Origin of the sequence: Rhodococcus pyridinivorans, from assembly GCF_900105195.1 — a bacterium.
In the GTDB taxonomy this organism is placed as follows: domain Bacteria; phylum Actinomycetota; class Actinomycetes; order Mycobacteriales; family Mycobacteriaceae; genus Rhodococcus; species Rhodococcus pyridinivorans.
The window spans coordinates 3,681,867-3,698,351 of the sequence record NZ_FNRX01000002.1 but is presented as its reverse complement, the minus strand read 5'-3'; the positions used below and the strand labels follow the sequence as shown (position 1 = coordinate 3,698,351).

Genomic DNA, 16,485 nt, shown 5'->3' with positions numbered 1-16,485 from the left:
GCAGCGTCACCTCCGCAACGACAACCAGATGGCACCGTGCGCAGGCAAGGTCACCCGAGCCGAGGCGGGACGCCCGTGCCACGAATGTTCGTCGGCCTCCACGGCCCCGAAGTTGCCCGCTCCGTTGCCCTGGTAGGCGGTCGCGTCCGTGTTGAGCACTTCCTCCCACGTGCCCGGTTCGGGCAATCCGACACGATAGTCGCCGTAGGTCGTGCCCGAAAAGTTGTGCAGGCACGCGACCACCGAGCCGTCGCTGCCGTAGCGCAGGAACGACAGGACGTTGTTGTGCGCATCGTTGGCGTCGATCCACGAGTATCCGCCGGGCGTGGTGTCGAGCGTGTAGAGCGCCGGGTGCGAGCGGTAGATGCCGTTGAGATCGCACACCAGGCGGTGGATACCGGCGTGGAGCGGTTCGTCGAGCTGCCACCAGTCGAGGCCGCGTTCCTCGGACCACTCGGCGACCTGCCCGAACTCCTGGCCCATGAACAGCAACTGCTTGCCGGGATGCGCCCACATGTAGGCGAGCATCGACCGCAGGCCGGCTGCACGCGTGGCGTCGTCGCCCGGCAGTCGCGTCCACAGCGTGCCCTTGCCGTGGACGACCTCGTCGTGGCTGATGGGGAGTACGAAGTTCTCGCTCCACGCGTACACGAGCGAGAACGTGATCTCGTGGTGGTGGTAGGTGCGGTGCACGGGATCGCGGCCGAGATAGCCGAGGGTGTCGTGCATCCAGCCCATGTTCCACTTCATGCTGAAGCCGAGCCCACCGACGTTCGTCGAGCGGGTCACGCCCGGCCAGGAGGTCGACTCCTCCGCGACCGTCACGATCCCCGGATAGTGCTTGTGGACGGTGGCGTTGAGTTCCTGCAGGAACTCAACGGCCTCGAGGTTCTCGCGCCCGCCGTAGATATTCGGCGTCCAGCCGCCCTCGGGGCGCGAGTAGTCGAGGTACAACATCGAGGCCACGGCGTCGACGCGCAGACCGTCGATGTGGAACTCCTCGATCCAGTACAGGGCGTTGGCAACGAGGAAGTTCCGCACCTCGGGCCGGCCGTAGTCGAAGACGTAGGTGCCCCAGTCCAGCTGTTCGCCGCGGCGCGGATCGGGATGTTCGTACTGGGGGCTGCCGTCGAAGCGCGCGAGCGCCCACTCGTCCTTCGGGAAGTGGGCGGGCACCCAGTCCATGATCACGCCGATCCCGGCGGCGTGGAGACGGTCGACGAACGCGCGGAACTCGTCGGGAGTGCCGAACCGGGAGGTGGGAGCGTAGTAGGAGGTGACCTGGTAACCCCACGACCCGCCGAAGGGATGCTCGGCGACCGGCAGCAGCTCGACGTGCGTGAAACCGGTCTCGAGGATGTACTCGGCGAGCTGATCGGCGAGTTCGACGTAGTTCAGGCCCGGGCGCCACGAACCGAGGTGCACCTCGTAGACCGCCATCGGTTCCTGCCAGGGCTGCGCTTTCTCGCGGGTCGCGACCCAGTCGTCGTCGTTCCAGGTGTAGCGACTCTCCGTGACCCTCGACGCGGTCGCGGGGGGCACCTCGGTGGCGAACGCCATCGGGTCGGCCTTGTCGCGGACGGATCCGTCGCGGCCGTGCACCCGGTACTTGTACAGCGCGCCCGGTTCGACACCGGGAACGAAGACCTCCCAGACACCGCTCGAGCCGAGCACCCGCATCGGGGCGGTGCGTCCACCCCAGCCGTCGAAGTCGCCGACGACGGTGACCCCGCGTGCGCCCGGTGCCCACACGGCGAAGGACGTGCCCGTCACCGGGCCGTCCGGGGTCTCATAGGTCCGCGGATGGGCGCCGAGCACCTCCCACAGCCGTTCGTGCCGGCCCTCGCTCAGCAGGTGACGGTCGAGCTCGCCCAGCGTCGGCATGAAACGGTAACCGTCCGCGACGACCTCGACGTGATCGAACGGGTAGGTCACCACGAGCCGGTAGTCGGCGAGATCGAAGACCGGGATCAGGGCGCTGAAGACGTCCTCGCCCACGGGTTCGAGCGGATGGTCGCGACCACCGATCCGGGCGGCGACCTTCTCGGCCCCGGGGCGCAGTGCCCGGATGACCGTCCCCTCCGGATGCGAATGAGCCCCGAGCACCGCGTGCGGATCGTGGTGCTCACCGGCGGCGAGCAGGTCGAGGTCCTCCGGTCGCGGGCTGTGGCGCCGGCGCGGAACATCGGCGCCCGGCGTCTGGGGCGGCACGGTCACGACTGCCTCCTGTAGGCGAGCGTTGTGCGGGTGGGGATGCCGATCGGGGGCAGGACCAGGATGTGCGCCACCGCCCGCCACGGCTCGAGGCGCACGTAGTTGGCCTGTCCCCACGAGTACTGTTCCCCACTCACCTCGTCGTAAACAGGGAAGTGGTCGTGCCAGTCGTGCCCGATCGCCGGCATGTCGAGCCAGACCGTGCCCTGTTCGGCCCCATAGGGGTTGAGGTTGATCACCGTGAGGACGCAGTCCCCGGTGGACGGATCGAACTTCGAGTAGGCGATGAGCGCGTCGTTGTCGACGTGGTGGAAGGCGATGTTGCGCAGTTGCTGCAACGCCGGATGCGCGCGCCGGATGCGGTTGAGGGTGGTCAGCCACGGTTCGAGCGACTCGCCGCGCCGGCGTGCCTCGTCGTATCGGCGCGGCCGCAACTGGTACTTCTCCGAGTCGAGGTACTCCTCGCTGCCCGGCCGCACCGCGAGGTGCTCGAACAGTTCGTACCCCGAGTACACGCCCCACGAGGGAGCCAGGGTGGCGGCGAGCGCCGCGCGCAGCGCGAACATGCCCGGTCCGCCGTGCTGCAGGGTCTCGTGCAGGATGTCGGGGGTGTTGACGAACAGGTTCGGCCTGGCCTCGTCGGCCTTCGCGGCGATCTCGGTACCGAACTCGGTGAGCTCCCATTTCGCGACCCGCCACGTGAAATACGTGTAGGACTGCGTGAATCCGCGTCGCGCGAGCCCATACATGCGGGCGGGCCGGGTGAACGCCTCCGACAGGAACAGCACGTCGGGATCGGTGCGCTTGATCTCGGCGATGAGCTGCTCCCAGAAGTTCGGGGGCTTGGTGTGCGGATTGTCGACGCGGAAGATGTCGACGCCCAACCGGATCCAGTGCCGGACCACGCGCAGGACCTCGGCGTAGATGCCCTCGGGGTCGTCGTCGAAGTTGATCGGATAGATGTCCTGGTACTTCTTGGGCGGGTTCTCCGCATACGCGATCGTGCCGTCGGGCAGCACGGTGAACCATTCCGGATGCTCACGCGCCCACGGGTGGTCGGGGGCGCACTGCAGGGCGAGATCGAGGGCGACCTCGAGCTCGAGTTCCTTCGCGCGGGCGACGAAATCGCGGAAGTCCTGCTCGGTGCCGAGTTCGGGGTGGATGGCGTCGTGGCCGCCCTCGTCGGAACCGATCGCCCAGGGCGACCCGACGTCGTCCGGGCCGGCGACGAGGGTGTTGTTCGGTCCCTTGCGGTTGACCTTGCCGATCGGATGGATCGGGGGGAGGTAGACGACGTCGAAGCCCATCGCCGCGATGCGCGGCAGATCTGCGGCGGCCGTGGCGAAGGTGCCGTGCCGCGGGGTTCCGTCCTCGTACCAGCCTCCGGTGGACCGGGGAAAGAACTCGTACCAGGAGCCGAACAGCGCGCGGCGACGATCGGCGAACGCCGTGAACGCCTTTCCACGCGTGATCAGCTCGCGAAGCGGATGGGCGCGGAGGATCTCGGTGACGTCGGGGGCGAAGGCCGGGGCGATGCGCTCGGCCAGCGGACGGTCGGAGCGCAGGGACGCAGCGACCGCGAGGAGAGCGGGACGGTTGCCGCGCGGTGCGCCTTTCGCGGCCTTCTCGAAGATCCGTGCGCCGACCTCGAGGTCGTTCGCGAGTTCGGCGGCGTCCTGCCCGGCGTCGGTCTTCGCGGTGACCGCGTGCCGCCAGGTCGCCACCGGGTCGCTCCACGCCTCGACCCGGTAGGTCCACGCACCGACGCTCGTGGGGGAGAAGGTGGCGTGGAAGGTGTCGGGTTCGGTGCCCGGAACCATCGGGATCCGCACCAGCCTTCCGGCGGATTCGGGATCGTCGGCCGGTCCTCGAACGGCGAGTGTCGCGGCGATCGCGTCGTGGCCCTCGCGCCACACCACGGCGGAGACCGGCACCACCTCCCCGACGACCGCCTTCGTCGGATAACGCCCTCCGTCGATGGAGGGTTGTACGTCGTCGATGGCGAGCCGACCTGTCACGCTAGCTCCGTTCCGTGCGGGTCCGGGTGGACGAGCAGGGCCGATGGGGGCAACGACCGTGTCTCGAACCACCGTAATGGAGGTCGCGCCGCGCGGCTGTGCATGCGGCGGGACCCGCGAAGGATCCCCTCTGCAGCGGCGAAATTATCTGTAACTCACCGTTCACTTCAATTGACCGGACGGCAACACCCCGCTCCCTACTGTTTGTTCTGCAAGAGGACAACAGCCTCCTCGGAGGCACGACGAAGGGAAGAACACATGGGTCTGGTTGCCGGGCTGATCGGAGTCGTCGGAGACCTGCTGCACCTGCTCCTCGGCGGACTCTGAGTCCACCGGTCGACGGGAGGTCGGCCGCAGGAGAGAAGGCCCCGCGGTGTGGCCCTCTCCGGGTGCCGGGCGATCCTGTCCGCGACCGGCATGGATCCGGGCACATGAGATCCGCCGCCCGGCCGTCACGAAGCTCGGTCGGTCGGTAGTGTGCACCCCGTGAAAGCACTGCGCCGGTTCACCGTACGAGCCCATCTTCCCGAGCGGCTGGCTGCGCTGGGAGCCCTGACGGCCAACCTCAGATGGTCGTGGCACCCGCAGACCCAGGACCTGTTCGAATCGGTCGACCCGGACCTGTGGCGCCGGTGCAGCAATGACCCTGTCCGACTGCTCGGCGAGGTGCCGCCGGCCCGACTCGATGCGCTCGCCGAGGACGGCGACTTCCTCGCCCGGCTCGACGCCGCTGCCGCCGACCTCGAGCACTACCTCACCCGCCCCCGCTGGTTCCAGGAACAGCAGGAGCGCGGCACGACACTGCCCGCCGGCATCGCCTACTTCTCCATGGAGTTCGGTGTCACCGAGGTGCTGCCGAACTACTCCGGCGGCCTCGGAATCCTTGCCGGCGACCACCTCAAGGCCGCCTCCGATCTCGGCCTGCCGCTCATCGGCGTCGGCCTGCTCTACCGGTCCGGCTACTTCCGGCAGTCGCTCAGCGCCGACGGATGGCAGATGGAGCACTACCCCTCCTACGACCCGCAGGGCCTGCCGCTGCGACTGCTCACCGAGGCCGACGGCACCGCCGCGCTCGTGCAGGTCGCCGTGCCTGGCGGGCGCACACTCGACGCGCGAATCTGGATCGCCCAGGTCGGGCGCGTCCCGCTGCTGCTGCTCGACTCCGACATCCCGTCCAACGACGAGGAGCTGTGCGGGGTCACCGACCGCCTCTACGGCGGCGACCAGGACCACCGCATCAAGCAGGAGATCCTCGCCGGCGTCGGCGGTGTCCGCGCGGTGCGCGCCTACACGCGCATCCACGGCCTGCCCGACCCCGATGTCTTCCACATGAACGAGGGACACGCGGGCTTCCTCGGCGCCGAACGCATCCGCGAACTCGTCACCGGCGCCGGACTCGACTTCGACGAAGCGCTCGCCGCCGTGCGGGCCGGCACGGTCTTCACCACCCACACCCCCGTGCCCGCGGGTATCGACCGCTTCCCGATCGATCTCGTGCGCCACTACTTCTCGGGCACCAACGGCGAGAACGAGTCGGCACTGTTGCCCGGCCTCACCGTCGACCGCATCCTCGCGCTCGGACGCGAGAGCAACCCGAACGTGTTCAACATGGCACATCTCGGTCTGCGCCTCGGCCAGCGCTGCAACGGTGTGTCGAAGCTGCACGGCGAGGTCAGCCGCGGCATGTTCGAAGGACTATGGCCCGGATTCGACGCCGCCGAAGTGCCCATCGGCTCGGTCACCAACGGTGTGCACGCCCCCACCTGGGCCGCGCGCGAATGGATCGCGCTCGCCAACCGCCTCGCCGGACCCGACCGCGTCGAGGAGGCCCGCGGCTGGGAACTGCTCCAGACCATCGACCGCAAGGAACTGTGGTCCACCCGGAACGCGCTGCGCGCCCAGCTCGTCGCCGAGGTGCGTCGCCGGCTGCGCGAGTCGTGGCTCGAACGCGGCGCCACCGAGGCCGAACTGGGCTGGATCGAGTCGGTCTTCGATCCGAACGTCCTCACCGTCGGGTTCGCGCGGCGCGTGCCCACCTACAAGCGCCTCACCCTGATGCTGCGCGACCCCGAACGGCTGCGCGCCCTGCTGCTCGACGACGAACGGCCCGTGCAGCTCGTCGTCGCCGGCAAGAGCCACCCCGCCGACGACGCCGGCAAGGCGCTCATCCAGCAGGTCGTGCGGTTCGCCGACGAGTACGACGTGCGGCACCGAATCGTCTTCCTGCCCAACTACGACATGTCGATGGCCCGCTATCTGTACTGGGGTTGCGATGTGTGGCTGAACAACCCGCTGCGCCCGCTCGAGGCGTGCGGTACGTCGGGCATGAAGTCGGCTCTCAACGGCGGTCTCAACCTGTCCATCCGCGACGGATGGTGGGACGAGATGTTCGACGGCGAGAACGGCTGGGCCATCCCCACCGCCGACGGGGTCGACGACACCCGCCGCGACGATCTCGAGGCCGCCGCGCTGTACGAGTTGCTCGAACGCTCGGTGCTGCCGCGCTTCTACGACCGCGACTCCGACGGTGTGCCGGCCCGCTGGATCGAGATGGTGCGCCACACGCTCGAGGATCTCGGCCCGAAGGTGCTCGCCTCGCGCATGGTGCGCGATTACGCCGTCGACTACTACATCCCCGCGGCCGCGGCAGCCTCGAAGGTGACCGCCGACGACTACGCGGGTGCGCGGGCGCTGGCCGACTACCGGCACCGCATCGAGGCGGCGTGGCCGGGAGTGCGTGTCGCGCAGGTCGATTCGACGCCGATTCCGGACGTGCCGCAGATCGGTCTGCCGCTGGGGCTGACCGCGCACGTCCAACTCGGCGACCTGACCCCGGAAGATGTCGAGGTGCAGGCCGTGGTCGGACGCGTGGGCTCCGACGACACGATCGGCGACCCCGTCACCGTGCCGATGCAGCACATCGGTACCGACCCGCTGGGAGAGGAGTTCACCGCGACCGTGCCGCTGCCGCTCGCCGGCGCCGTCGGCTACACGGTGCGGGTGCTGCCCAGGCACGGGCTGCTCGCCTCACCCGCCGAACTCGGCATGGTCGCGCTCCCGTAGGAGATCAGGACCCGCCGGGTGCTCAGCCGCGCAAACGCGTGAGTGCCCGGCGGACCACCGCCGGATCGGCCGTCTCCCAGAACGGCGGCAGCGACGCACGCAGATAACCGCCGTACCGTGCGGTCGCCAGGCGCGAGTCGAGCACCGCCACCACGCCCCGGTCGTCGGTGCTGCGCAACAGTCGCCCGACACCCTGCGCCAACAGCAGAGCGGCGTGATTGGCGGCGACCGCCATGAACCCGTTGCCGCCGCGAGCCTCCACGGCGCGCTGCCGGGCGACCAGCAGCGGATCGTCGGGGCGGGGGAACGGAATCCGGTCGATGATCACCAGCGACAGCGACGGGCCCGGAACGTCGACGCCCTGCCACAGCGACAGGGTGCCGAACAGGCTCGTCGCGTCGTCGGCTGCGAACTTCTCGACCAGCGCGCCGGTCGCGTCGTCGCCCTGGCACAGGATCGGCGTGTCGAGACGCTCGCGCAGCGCCTCGGTGGCGGCCTTCGCGGCGCGCATCGAGGAGAACAACCCGAGCGTGCGCCCCTCGGCGGCGGTGACCAGTTCGGCGATCTCGTCGAGATGCGAGGGCGGCAGACCGTCGCGGCCGGGTGGCGTCAAATGCTTGGCGATGTAGAGGATGCCCGCCTTCGCGTGATCGAAGGGCGACCCCACGTCGATCCCATTCCACGCGAGATCGCCCTTTTCGGAAGGAGGTTCGGCACCCGACGCGGAGGTGGTGTCGCTGCGGGCCGGCGACTGCGGCGGCAGACCCCAGTTGACCGCGAGGCCGTCGAACGACCCGCCGACCGTGAGGGTCGCGGACGTGAGGACGACGGTGGACTCACCGAACAACCGGCTGCGCAACAACCCACCGACCGACAGCGGCGCGACCCGCACGGTGCGGCGCACGTTGCCGCGGAACTCGTCGGCGGCAAGCCACACGACGTCGGGTCGCTGCGAAGGGTCTCGCTGCTCGAAGGTCGTCAGCACCCGGACCGCGCAGTCGTGCACCTCGTCGATCTCCGCGAGCGCCTGACTGCGGGCCGCGGCGACCTCGGGATCGGTGCCGGGCTTGGCCGGTCCGATCGCCGTGTGTACGGCCCAGGCGGCATCGCGGATCGAGGCCAGCGCGGCCGCCGCGCCCTCGGGCAGTTCGTCCCAGCGCCCAGCCGGCAGTTCTTCGAGGAACGACTCCCAGTTCTCGGCGGCACCGTCGAGCCGGTCGATCTCCTGGTCCTCGACGAGCTTGACGCAGCGCCGCGCAGCCGCCGACACCGTGCCCGGCGACAACTCGGCCGTGGCGACGTTCGTGATCCGATCGACGAGTTCATGGGCCTCGTCGACGACCACGACATCGTGCTCGGGCAGGATCGAGATGCCGGTGATCGCATCGATCGCGAGCAGCGCGTGGTTGGTGACGACCACGTCGACCTGCGCGGCCTCGGCGCGCGCGATCTCGGCGAAGCAGTCTTCTCCCACCGGGCACCGCGACTTGCCGAGGCACTCGCGGGCGGTGACGGACAGCTGACGCCACGCCTGATCGGAGACACCGGGGGACAGGTCGTCGCGGTCGCCGGTCTCGGTGGTGGACGACCACTCCGTCACCCGCCGCACTTCGCGGCCGATGCGCGAGAGGGCGAACGCGTCGAACAGTTCGGCGTCGGGCGTCTCCTCGGCGAGACCGGTATGGATCTTGTTCAGACACAGGTAGTTTCCGCGACCCTTGAGGATCGCGAAACGCGGGCGACGGCCGAGCGAACCGGCGAGGGCGTCGGCGAGTCGCGGCAGGTCGCGCTCGACGAGCTGCCGCTGCAGCGCGATGGTCGCAGTGGAGACCACCACGGTGCGACCCGTCTTCACCGCGTAGCGGATGCTCGGCACGAGATAGGCCAGCGACTTGCCGGTACCCGTGCCGGCCTGCACGGCGAGGTGTTCGCCGGTATCGATGCTGTGCGCGACGGCCGAGGCCATCGTCAGCTGGTTGCGCCGCTCCTTACCGCCCAGCGCGTGCACCGCGGTTCGCAGCAATTCTGGGACTTCGGGGAGATCCGGCACCGGCACAGGCTATCGGTCCCCACCGTCACCTTCGGTCTGCGGCCCAGCTACCTGTGACTTCGGTGATATCGGTGACGCAGGGAAGGTCGGTGACCAGCTCGACACCGGCCTCGCGCATCCGCTCGAGGGCTGGGCGGATCGTCGTCTCCGACACCCCAGCGGTGTACGGCAGCAGCACCCGGGCGCCGAAACCCTCCGCGATCGCGTCGAGCGCGGTGGCCCGCACACAGTGGTCGGTGGCGATCCCGACGATGTCGACGTCCGTCACGCCGCGGTCGCGCAACCACGACGCCAACGTCGTGCCCTCGTCGTCGATTCCTTCGAAGCCCGAATAGGCGGCGTCGTCGGCACCCTTCGAGAAGACGGCCTCGAACCGGTCCGTAGTCAGTTCGGGGTGGAAGTCCGCGCCCGGCGTCCCTGCCCGGCAGTGCGGCGGCCACGAGTCGACGAAATCGGGTTCGGGAGAGAAATGGTCTCCGGGATCGACGTGGTGGTCGCGGGTTGCGGCGATGTACGCGTAGTCGTCACCGTGCGCCTGCAGGAACCGGGTGATGTCGGACGCCACCCGCGAGCCGCCCTCCACGGCGAGCGAACCGCCCTCGCAGAAGTCGTTCTGGACGTCGACCACCAGCAATGCGCGCATGGCACTCACCCCTCACGGACGAAGCGGGTGGGGAGGGCGGGATCCCCGGCCGAGAGCGTCAGGCCCTCCCACGGCAGACGCACCATGCCCTGCCGGAGGTACTCACGGCTCTCCTCCAGGGTAGGCAGATCGCCGACCGCCTCGCCGCCGCGGACCAGCGGGATCATCAGTTCGTGGACCTGTGAACCCTCGCCCGGCGGGACCTGCTCGGCGCGGGCCGGGTACACGACCTCCTCGACGAGCGTGCCCGTCCTCCGCGCGTACCGGACGGCCCGCTTCGCGCCCCCTCGGGACTCCTTCGACGCACTGCGCTTCTCGACCGCGAGGCCGTCGACCTCCACGAGCTTGAAGACCATGCCCGCCGTCGGAGCCCCCGAGCCGGTCACCAGCGAGGTGCCGACGCCGTAGCCGTCGACCGGTTCGGCGCGCAGACCCGCGATCCCGTATTCGTCGAGATCACCGGACATCACGATCTTCGTGCGGGTCGCGCCGAGTCCGTCGAGTTGTTCGCGCACCTGGCGGGCGAGCACACCGAGATCGCCCGAATCGATCCGCACGCCACCGAGTTCGGGGCCGGCCACCGCGATCGCCGTGTTCACGCCCTCGGTGATGTCGTAGGTGTCCACCAGCAGGGTCGTGCCCACACCGAGACTCTCGACCTGGCTGCGGAAGGCGGACGCCTCGTCGCGACCAGCCGTCGTGGTGTGCAGCAGGGTGAACGCGTGCGCGGCGGTACCCGCTGCGGGGATGCCGTACCGCTGTGCGGCCTGCAGATTGGACGTCGAGTCGAAGCCCGCGAGATAGGCCGCGCGCGCCGCGGCGACCGCCGCTTCCTCGTGGGTACGCCGCGACCCCATCTCGATGAGCGCGCGGCCGTCGGCCACACTCACCATGCGCGCCGCCGCAGAGGCGATCGCACTGTCGTGGTTGAAGATCGACAGCGTCAGCGTCTCGAGTAGCACACACTCGGCGAAGGTGCCGCTCACCGACAGGATCGGTGAACCCGGGAAGTAGAAGTCGCCCTCGCGGTAGCCGTCGATGTCGCCGGAGAACCGGAAGTCGCGCAGCCACTCGACGGTGCGCGGAGCGAGAAAACCGGCGGCGAGTTCGAGTTCGGCCTCGTCGAACCGGAACGATCCGAGTGCCTCGATCAACCGCGCGGTGCCTGCGACGACGCCGTACCGCCGGCCCGGGGGAAGACGCCGGGCGAAGACCTCGAAGACGCACGGGCGGTCGCCCGTGCCGTCCGCCAGGGCAGCCTCGAGCATGGTCAACTCGTACTTGTCCGTGAACAGTGCGGTGCCGGGACGACCGGCACGGTGAATGACTTCGGGCACCCGATCACTGTAGAGCCACGGCCTCCGAGGCGGGTTTTTCGCCGTGCTCCGAAGTCGTACCCTGGGAACATGGCGCCGTGTAGTACGACCACTCCGCTCGACGTCCGATTCATGGCCGGCCAGGCCGTTCCGGCCATGGCGGGACAGGCCGTTCCGGCCGAGGCCGAAATCGTCGAGGAGATCGAAGCGGTCGACAGGCCATGGGTGACCGTGGTCTGGGACGACCCCGTCAACCTCATGCACTACGTGACGTTCATCTTCCAGAAGCTGTTCGGGTACAGCAAGGCCAAGGCCACCGAGCTCATGCTCAAGGTCCACAACGAGGGCAAGGCCGTCGTGTCGAGTGGTTCGCGTGACAAGATGGAACACGACGTGCAGCGTCTGCACGCCGCCGGACTGTGGGCGACGATGCAACGCGACGAATGATCCCCACAGGAGGGCCCGACCGACGTGCGGCAGTGGACCAGGAAGAACTCGCTCAGCGGCCCCAAGCTCCGGTCGGAGATGGACGCCCACGAAGCGTCGGTGCTGCGGTCGCTCGTGTCCTCCGTGCTGGGCATGCTCGAGGAACGCGCCGGACAGGCCCCGCAGGACGACCTCGCGGCGCTGACCGGCCTGCGCACCGGTAACGCCACCCCGCCCGAGATCCCGGCGCTGCGACGACTCCTTCCCGACTTCCACCGCCCCGACGCCGATGCCGTCGCCGATGTCGGCGACGACGCCGCCGACCTCAACGGTGCGATGCGGAGCCTGCACGAACCGAGCATCATCGATGCGAAGCTCGCCGCCGGCGCGGTCATCCTGCGCACCGTGCCCGAAGGCGGCGGCAAGGTGGTGCTCAATCCCGAACAGGCCGAAGCCTGGCTGTACGGGCTCAACGACGTGCGGCTCGCGCTCGGCACCACCCTCGGCATCGACGCCGACACCCCCGACGTCCTCGACGACGACGATCCGCGTGCCCCGCATCTCGACGTCTACCACTGGCTGACATGGATGCAGGACTCCCTCGTCCAGGCGCTTCAGCCGTGACCGTGCCGGGGCCGACCGATTCGCTGCTCGACGTGGCGGGTCTGAGTGTCGGTCACTGGCAGCGTCTCGATCCCGAGGTCACCGTCGGCACCCCCGAGATTCCCGGTACGGGCGCCGCCACGGGATGCACCGTCGTGCTCGCCGACCCGTCCGCCGTCGCATCGGTGGACGTGCGCGGCGGGGGACCGGGCACCCGGGAGACCGACCTGCTCGATCCGAGTCATTCCGTGCAGCGTGTCGACGCGGTCCTCCTCACCGGTGGCAGCGCATACGGGCTGGCCGCCGCCGACGGCGTGATGCGCTATCTCGAGAAGAACGGCAAGGGCATCCCGATGGGCGCGCCCGGCGCGGTCGTCCCGATCGTCCCCGGCGCCGTCATCTTCGACCTGCCGGTGGGTCAGTGGTCCGCGCGCCCGACCGCCGATTCCGGATGCACCGCCGCGGCCACCGCCAGCTCCACGCACCTCGAGCGCGGCAGCGTCGGCGCCGGCACCGGTGCCCGCGCCGGGGCGCTCAAGGGCGGCATCGGCTCGGCGAGCGTGCGGATCACGGACGGTCCCGCGACCGGGGTGACCGTGGCGGCACTGATGGTCGCCAACCCCATCGGCTCGGTGTTCGACCCCGTGACCGGACTGCCCTGGGGCGTCGACGCCGCGCGAGCCGAAGAACTCGGACTGTCGTCGCCCTCTGCGGCGGATCTGGCCGCGGCCCGCGCGCTCGGCGACAAGGGCACCGTCCTGAACACCACGATCGGTGTGGTCGCCACCGACGCACCGCTGTCGAAGGCGGCGTGCCGTCGCGTCGCGGTCACCGGGCACGACGGTCTCGGCCGCGCGATCCGTCCCGCGCACTCACCGCTCGACGGCGACACGATCTTCGCCCTCTCGACCGGCACCGCCGACGTCTCCGACGCACTGGGCGACGCCTCGTCGATCCTGGCCTTCGCCGCCGAACTGCCGATCCTCGCCGCGGTGTGCGAGGCCGCCGCGGTGGTGGTCGAACGCGCGATCGTCGATGCGATCCTGTCCGCGACCTCCGTGGCCGACATCCCCGCCTATCGCGACGTGCTGCCCTCGGTCTTCGGCCACTGACCGGTACGTGACGGCAGAATGGTGCCATGACCATTCCCAGCGGCACCGGCGCCGACACCCGCATCCGGCCGATCTGGCAACGTGCCGGACTGTGGATCGGCGGGTTCGTCGCGATGCTCTACGGCATCGAGACCGTCGATGCGGTGCTCCCCGCCGATCTCGACGCGGCCGGTGTCGAACCCCGCACCGCCGACGGGCTGTGGGGCGTGCTGTTCGCGCCGATCCTGCACGCCGACTGGGCCCACCTCACCGCCAACACCGTGCCCGCGCTCGTCCTCGGCTTCCTGGTGCTGCTCTCCGGCATCGGGCGCGGCCTGGCCGCGACCGCGATCATCTGGGTCGTCGCAGGAGTGGGGACGTGGCTGATCGCGGGCTCGGGCGAGACCCACATCGGAGCGTCGAGCCTGATCTTCGGGTGGCTCACCTATTTGATCGTGCGCGGAGTGTTCACCCGCAAGGCCGGGCAGATCCTGCTGGGAGTCGTGGTGCTGTTCCTCTACGGCGGCATGCTGTGGGGGGTGCTGCCGAGCGAACCGTGGATCTCCTGGGAGGGGCACTTCTTCGGTGCGGTCGGCGGCGTTCTCGCGGCGTGGGCGCTGTCCGCGGACGCGCGTCGCGCCCGTCGCACCACCCCCTCGGTCGTGCCGCGCTGACCACCCGCGCCGACAACCCGCCGATCGGCCGCGCGAAGTGGCCGAACGATCCGCGCGTCACACCTTCCCGGCCACTGTGAGTCTGCGCCGCAATACGCGCGTTGGCTTCATCGAGGGACCTTCGGCATGGCAGCATGGCTGATATGCGCATGACCGTTCTGGGGTGCTCGGGCAGTGTGGCCGGGCCGGATTCCGCAGCCTCCGGCTACCTGCTGACGGCACCGGACACCCCGCCCCTGGTCATCGACTTCGGTCCCGGCGTCCTCGGCGCGCTCCAGCGCCACGCCGACCCCGGCGAAGTGTCGATCCTCCTGTCCCATCTGCACGCCGATCACTGCCTCGACCTGCCCGGTCTGCTGGTCTGGCGCCGCTACTCGCCGTCCCCGCCGCAGGGCCGCGTCCTCACCTACGGTCCCGCCGGCACCGCCCACCGCATCGGTGTGGCGTCCGCGGAGATCCCCGGCGAGGTCGACGACGTCAGCGACACCCTGGACGTCCGGATGCTCGGCGACGGCGAGCAGATCCGGTTCGGGAGCCTGACCATCTGCCCCGGCCGCGTCCACCACCCGCCGGAGGCCTACGGCTTCCGCATCACCAGCGACTCCGGCCGCACCCTCGTCTACACCGGCGACACCGGCATGTGCGATTCGGTCGTCGAACTCGCCCGCGGCGCCCACGTGCTGCTCGCCGAGGCGTCGTGGACCCACGCGCCGGGGGAACGCCCCGAGGGCGTGCACCTCTCGGGCGCCGAGGCCGGTCGCGTCGCGGCCCTCGCCGGTGTCGGCGAACTCCTCCTGACCCACATCCCGCCGTGGACCTCCCGCGAGGACGTCATCGCCGAGGCCAAGGCCGAGTACTCCGGACCGGTCCACGCGGTCACCGCCGGAGACGTGTACCGCATCTGAAAGGCCCGCCCCCGGATCGCCTAGGCTCGGACGAGTGACGACACGAGAAGACGGCAGAGCGGACGACGAACTCCGGAGCATTCGCATCACCCGGGGTTTCACCAACCACCCGGCGGGCTCCGTGCTCGTCGAATTCGGACAGACCCGCGTGATGTGCACCGCCAGCGTCGAGGAAGGCGTGCCGCGGTGGCGTAGGGGCTCCGGTCTCGGCTGGCTCACCGCCGAGTACGCGATGCTTCCCGCCGCCACCCACACCCGCAGCGGACGCGAATCGGTCAAGGGCAAGCTCGGCGGCCGCACCCAGGAGATCAGCCGGCTCGTCGGCCGGTCGCTGCGCGCATGCATCGACCTCGCCGCCCTTGGCGAGAACACCATCGCGATCGACTGCGACGTGCTGCAGGCCGACGGAGGCACCCGCACCGCGGCGATCACCGGCGCTTATGTCGCACTGTGCGACGCGGTGACCTACCTGCGTGCCGCGGGCAGCCTCGCCGACCCGCAGCCCATCTCGTGCCAGATCGCCGCCGTCAGCGTCGGCGTGGTCGACGGACGTGTCCGTCTCGACCTGCCCTACGAGGAGGACGTGCGCGCCGAGGTCGACATGAACGTCGTCGCCACCGAGACAGGCACCCTCGTCGAGGTCCAGGGCACCGGCGAAGGCGCGACCTTCCCGCGTTCCACGCTCGACGCGATGCTCGACTCCTCGCTCGCCGGCATCGAGGAACTGTGCCGGATCCAGCGCGAGGTGCTCGCCGAGCCGTACCTGGGCACCCTGCCCGAGCCGGTCGAGGCGGAGGTCGTCAAGAAGAAGTTCGGAGTCTGACGTGCGGGTGCTGGTCGCAAGTCGCAACGCGAAGAAGCTGCGCGAACTGCAGCGCGTGCTCGACCGCGCCGGGATCGACGGCATCGAACTCGTAGGTCTCGACACCGTCCCGCCCTACCCGGAGGCACCCGAGACGGGGGAGACCTTCGAAGCGAACGCCGGAGCCAAGGCCCGCGACGGCGCAGCCGCCACAGGGATGCCCTGCGTCGCCGACGACTCCGGTCTCGAGGTCGACGCCCTGCGCGGCATGCCCGGCGTGCTCTCGGCGCGCTGGAGCGGACGCCACGGCGACGACGAGGCGAACACCGCACTGCTGCTCGGCCAGATGCAGGATGTGCCGGACGCGCGTCGCGGCGCGGCCTTCGTGTCGGCGTGCGCGCTCGTGGTGCCGTCGGACGACGGATTCGTCACGACCGTCGTGCGCGGCGAATGGCGCGGCAGCATCGTGCGCGAGCCGCGCGGCGAGAACGGTTTCGGCTACGACCCGGTCTTCCGCCCCGAAGGCGAGGAACGCACCGCCGCGGAACTGTCCGCGGAGGAGAAGGACGCACAGTCGCATCGAGGACGGGCACTCGCCCAGCTCGTGCCCGCCCTCGCTGCGCTCGCCGCAAGCGCCTGATTCGCGGCTCGCCGCGAGTCGCTAACGCGCGCCGGCCTGC

General features: G+C 69.9%; 13 protein-coding genes. 8 read left to right on the top strand and 5 right to left on the bottom strand.

Features of this window, described 5'->3' with window-relative positions; genetic code table 11:
- Positions 1-6 precede the first annotated feature (6 nt).
- Together glgB and BLV31_RS17540 are read right to left on the bottom strand one after the other, a co-directional pair.
- Complete coding sequence (glgB, locus tag BLV31_RS17545) at positions 7-2,217, bottom strand: 1,4-alpha-glucan branching protein GlgB (RefSeq protein ID WP_006554733.1); 2,211 nt, start codon at positions 2,215-2,217, stop codon at positions 7-9.
- On the bottom strand, positions 2,214-4,232 hold the full coding sequence (locus BLV31_RS17540) for a maltotransferase domain-containing protein (protein ID WP_024100506.1): 2,019 nt from the start codon (positions 4,230-4,232) through the stop codon (positions 2,214-2,216). The genes glgB and BLV31_RS17540 overlap by 4 nt, the downstream gene beginning before the upstream one ends.
- A gap of 486 nt (positions 4,233-4,718) precedes the next feature.
- Here BLV31_RS17540 and glgP point away from each other — a divergent pair, with 486 nt between their 5' ends.
- Positions 4,719-7,295 carry an alpha-glucan family phosphorylase gene (gene glgP / locus BLV31_RS17535; RefSeq protein WP_024100507.1) on the top strand — a complete coding sequence of 859 codons (2,577 nt, stop codon included), beginning with the start codon at positions 4,719-4,721 and terminating at the stop codon, positions 7,293-7,295.
- 22 nt (positions 7,296-7,317) lie between these two features.
- On the opposite strand, the gene BLV31_RS17530 is transcribed toward glgP, so the two are convergent.
- From BLV31_RS17530 to BLV31_RS17520, 3 genes are read right to left on the bottom strand one after another with little or no spacing between them, the layout of a single operon-like run.
- Positions 7,318-9,345 (bottom strand): ATP-dependent DNA helicase, encoded by a 2,028-nt coding sequence (locus BLV31_RS17530; protein WP_174556275.1) that lies wholly within the window; start codon positions 9,343-9,345, stop codon positions 7,318-7,320.
- Between the two features lie 25 nt (positions 9,346-9,370).
- Positions 9,371-9,988, bottom strand: a complete 618-nt coding sequence (locus tag BLV31_RS17525) for a nicotinamidase (protein WP_033096423.1) — start codon at positions 9,986-9,988, stop codon at positions 9,371-9,373.
- 5 nt (positions 9,989-9,993) lie between these two features.
- Entirely contained in the window at positions 9,994-11,325 is a 1,332-nt protein-coding gene (locus BLV31_RS17520) for a nicotinate phosphoribosyltransferase (protein ID WP_064060683.1), read from the bottom strand.
- A gap of 69 nt (positions 11,326-11,394) precedes the next feature.
- Here BLV31_RS17520 and clpS point away from each other — a divergent pair, with 69 nt between their 5' ends.
- The 7 genes from clpS (at position 11,395) to rdgB (ending at position 16,445) form a co-directional block, all read left to right on the top strand.
- Positions 11,395-11,751, top strand: a complete 357-nt coding sequence (clpS, locus tag BLV31_RS17515) for an ATP-dependent Clp protease adapter ClpS (RefSeq protein WP_024100510.1) — start codon at positions 11,395-11,397, stop codon at positions 11,749-11,751.
- A gap of 24 nt (positions 11,752-11,775) precedes the next feature.
- Entirely contained in the window at positions 11,776-12,354 is a 579-nt protein-coding gene (gene aosR, locus BLV31_RS17510; RefSeq protein ID WP_024100511.1) for an oxidative stress transcriptional regulator AosR, read from the top strand.
- Positions 12,315-13,445: a P1 family peptidase gene (locus tag BLV31_RS17505; RefSeq protein WP_064060684.1), complete on the top strand. Its 1,131-nt coding sequence runs from the start codon at positions 12,315-12,317 to the stop codon at positions 13,443-13,445. The genes aosR and BLV31_RS17505 overlap by 40 nt, the downstream gene beginning before the upstream one ends.
- A 26-nt stretch (positions 13,446-13,471) precedes the next feature.
- The gene (locus tag BLV31_RS17500; protein ID WP_006554742.1) at positions 13,472-14,098 is read left to right on the top strand and encodes a rhomboid family intramembrane serine protease; all 627 of its coding nucleotides are present in this window, start codon (positions 13,472-13,474) and stop codon (positions 14,096-14,098) included.
- A gap of 143 nt (positions 14,099-14,241) precedes the next feature.
- Positions 14,242-15,003 carry a cyclic nucleotide-degrading phosphodiesterase gene (locus BLV31_RS17495; protein ID WP_033096427.1) on the top strand — a complete coding sequence of 254 codons (762 nt, stop codon included), beginning with the start codon at positions 14,242-14,244 and terminating at the stop codon, positions 15,001-15,003.
- Positions 15,004-15,037: 34 nt separating this feature from the next.
- On the top strand, positions 15,038-15,826 hold the full coding sequence (gene rph, locus BLV31_RS17490) for a ribonuclease PH (protein WP_006554744.1): 789 nt from the start codon (positions 15,038-15,040) through the stop codon (positions 15,824-15,826).
- A gap of 7 nt (positions 15,827-15,833) precedes the next feature.
- Complete coding sequence (rdgB, locus tag BLV31_RS17485) at positions 15,834-16,445, top strand: RdgB/HAM1 family non-canonical purine NTP pyrophosphatase (RefSeq protein WP_039587351.1); 612 nt, start codon at positions 15,834-15,836, stop codon at positions 16,443-16,445.
- Positions 16,446-16,485: the final 40 nt, after the last annotated feature.

Excerpts from the sequence above, each read along its gene's own strand:
- BLV31_RS17525 (WP_033096423.1), bottom strand. The coding sequence starts at position 9,988 with ATGCGCGCATTGCTGGTGGTCGACGTCCAGAACGACTTCTGCGAGGGC.
- clpS (WP_024100510.1), top strand. The coding sequence starts at position 11,395 with ATGGCGCCGTGTAGTACGACCACTCCGCTCGACGTCCGATTCATGGCC.
- BLV31_RS17505 (WP_064060684.1), top strand. The coding sequence starts at position 12,315 with ATGGATGCAGGACTCCCTCGTCCAGGCGCTTCAGCCGTGACCGTGCCG.
- BLV31_RS17500 (WP_006554742.1), top strand. The coding sequence starts at position 13,472 with ATGACCATTCCCAGCGGCACCGGCGCCGACACCCGCATCCGGCCGATC.
- BLV31_RS17495 (WP_033096427.1), top strand. The coding sequence starts at position 14,242 with ATGCGCATGACCGTTCTGGGGTGCTCGGGCAGTGTGGCCGGGCCGGAT.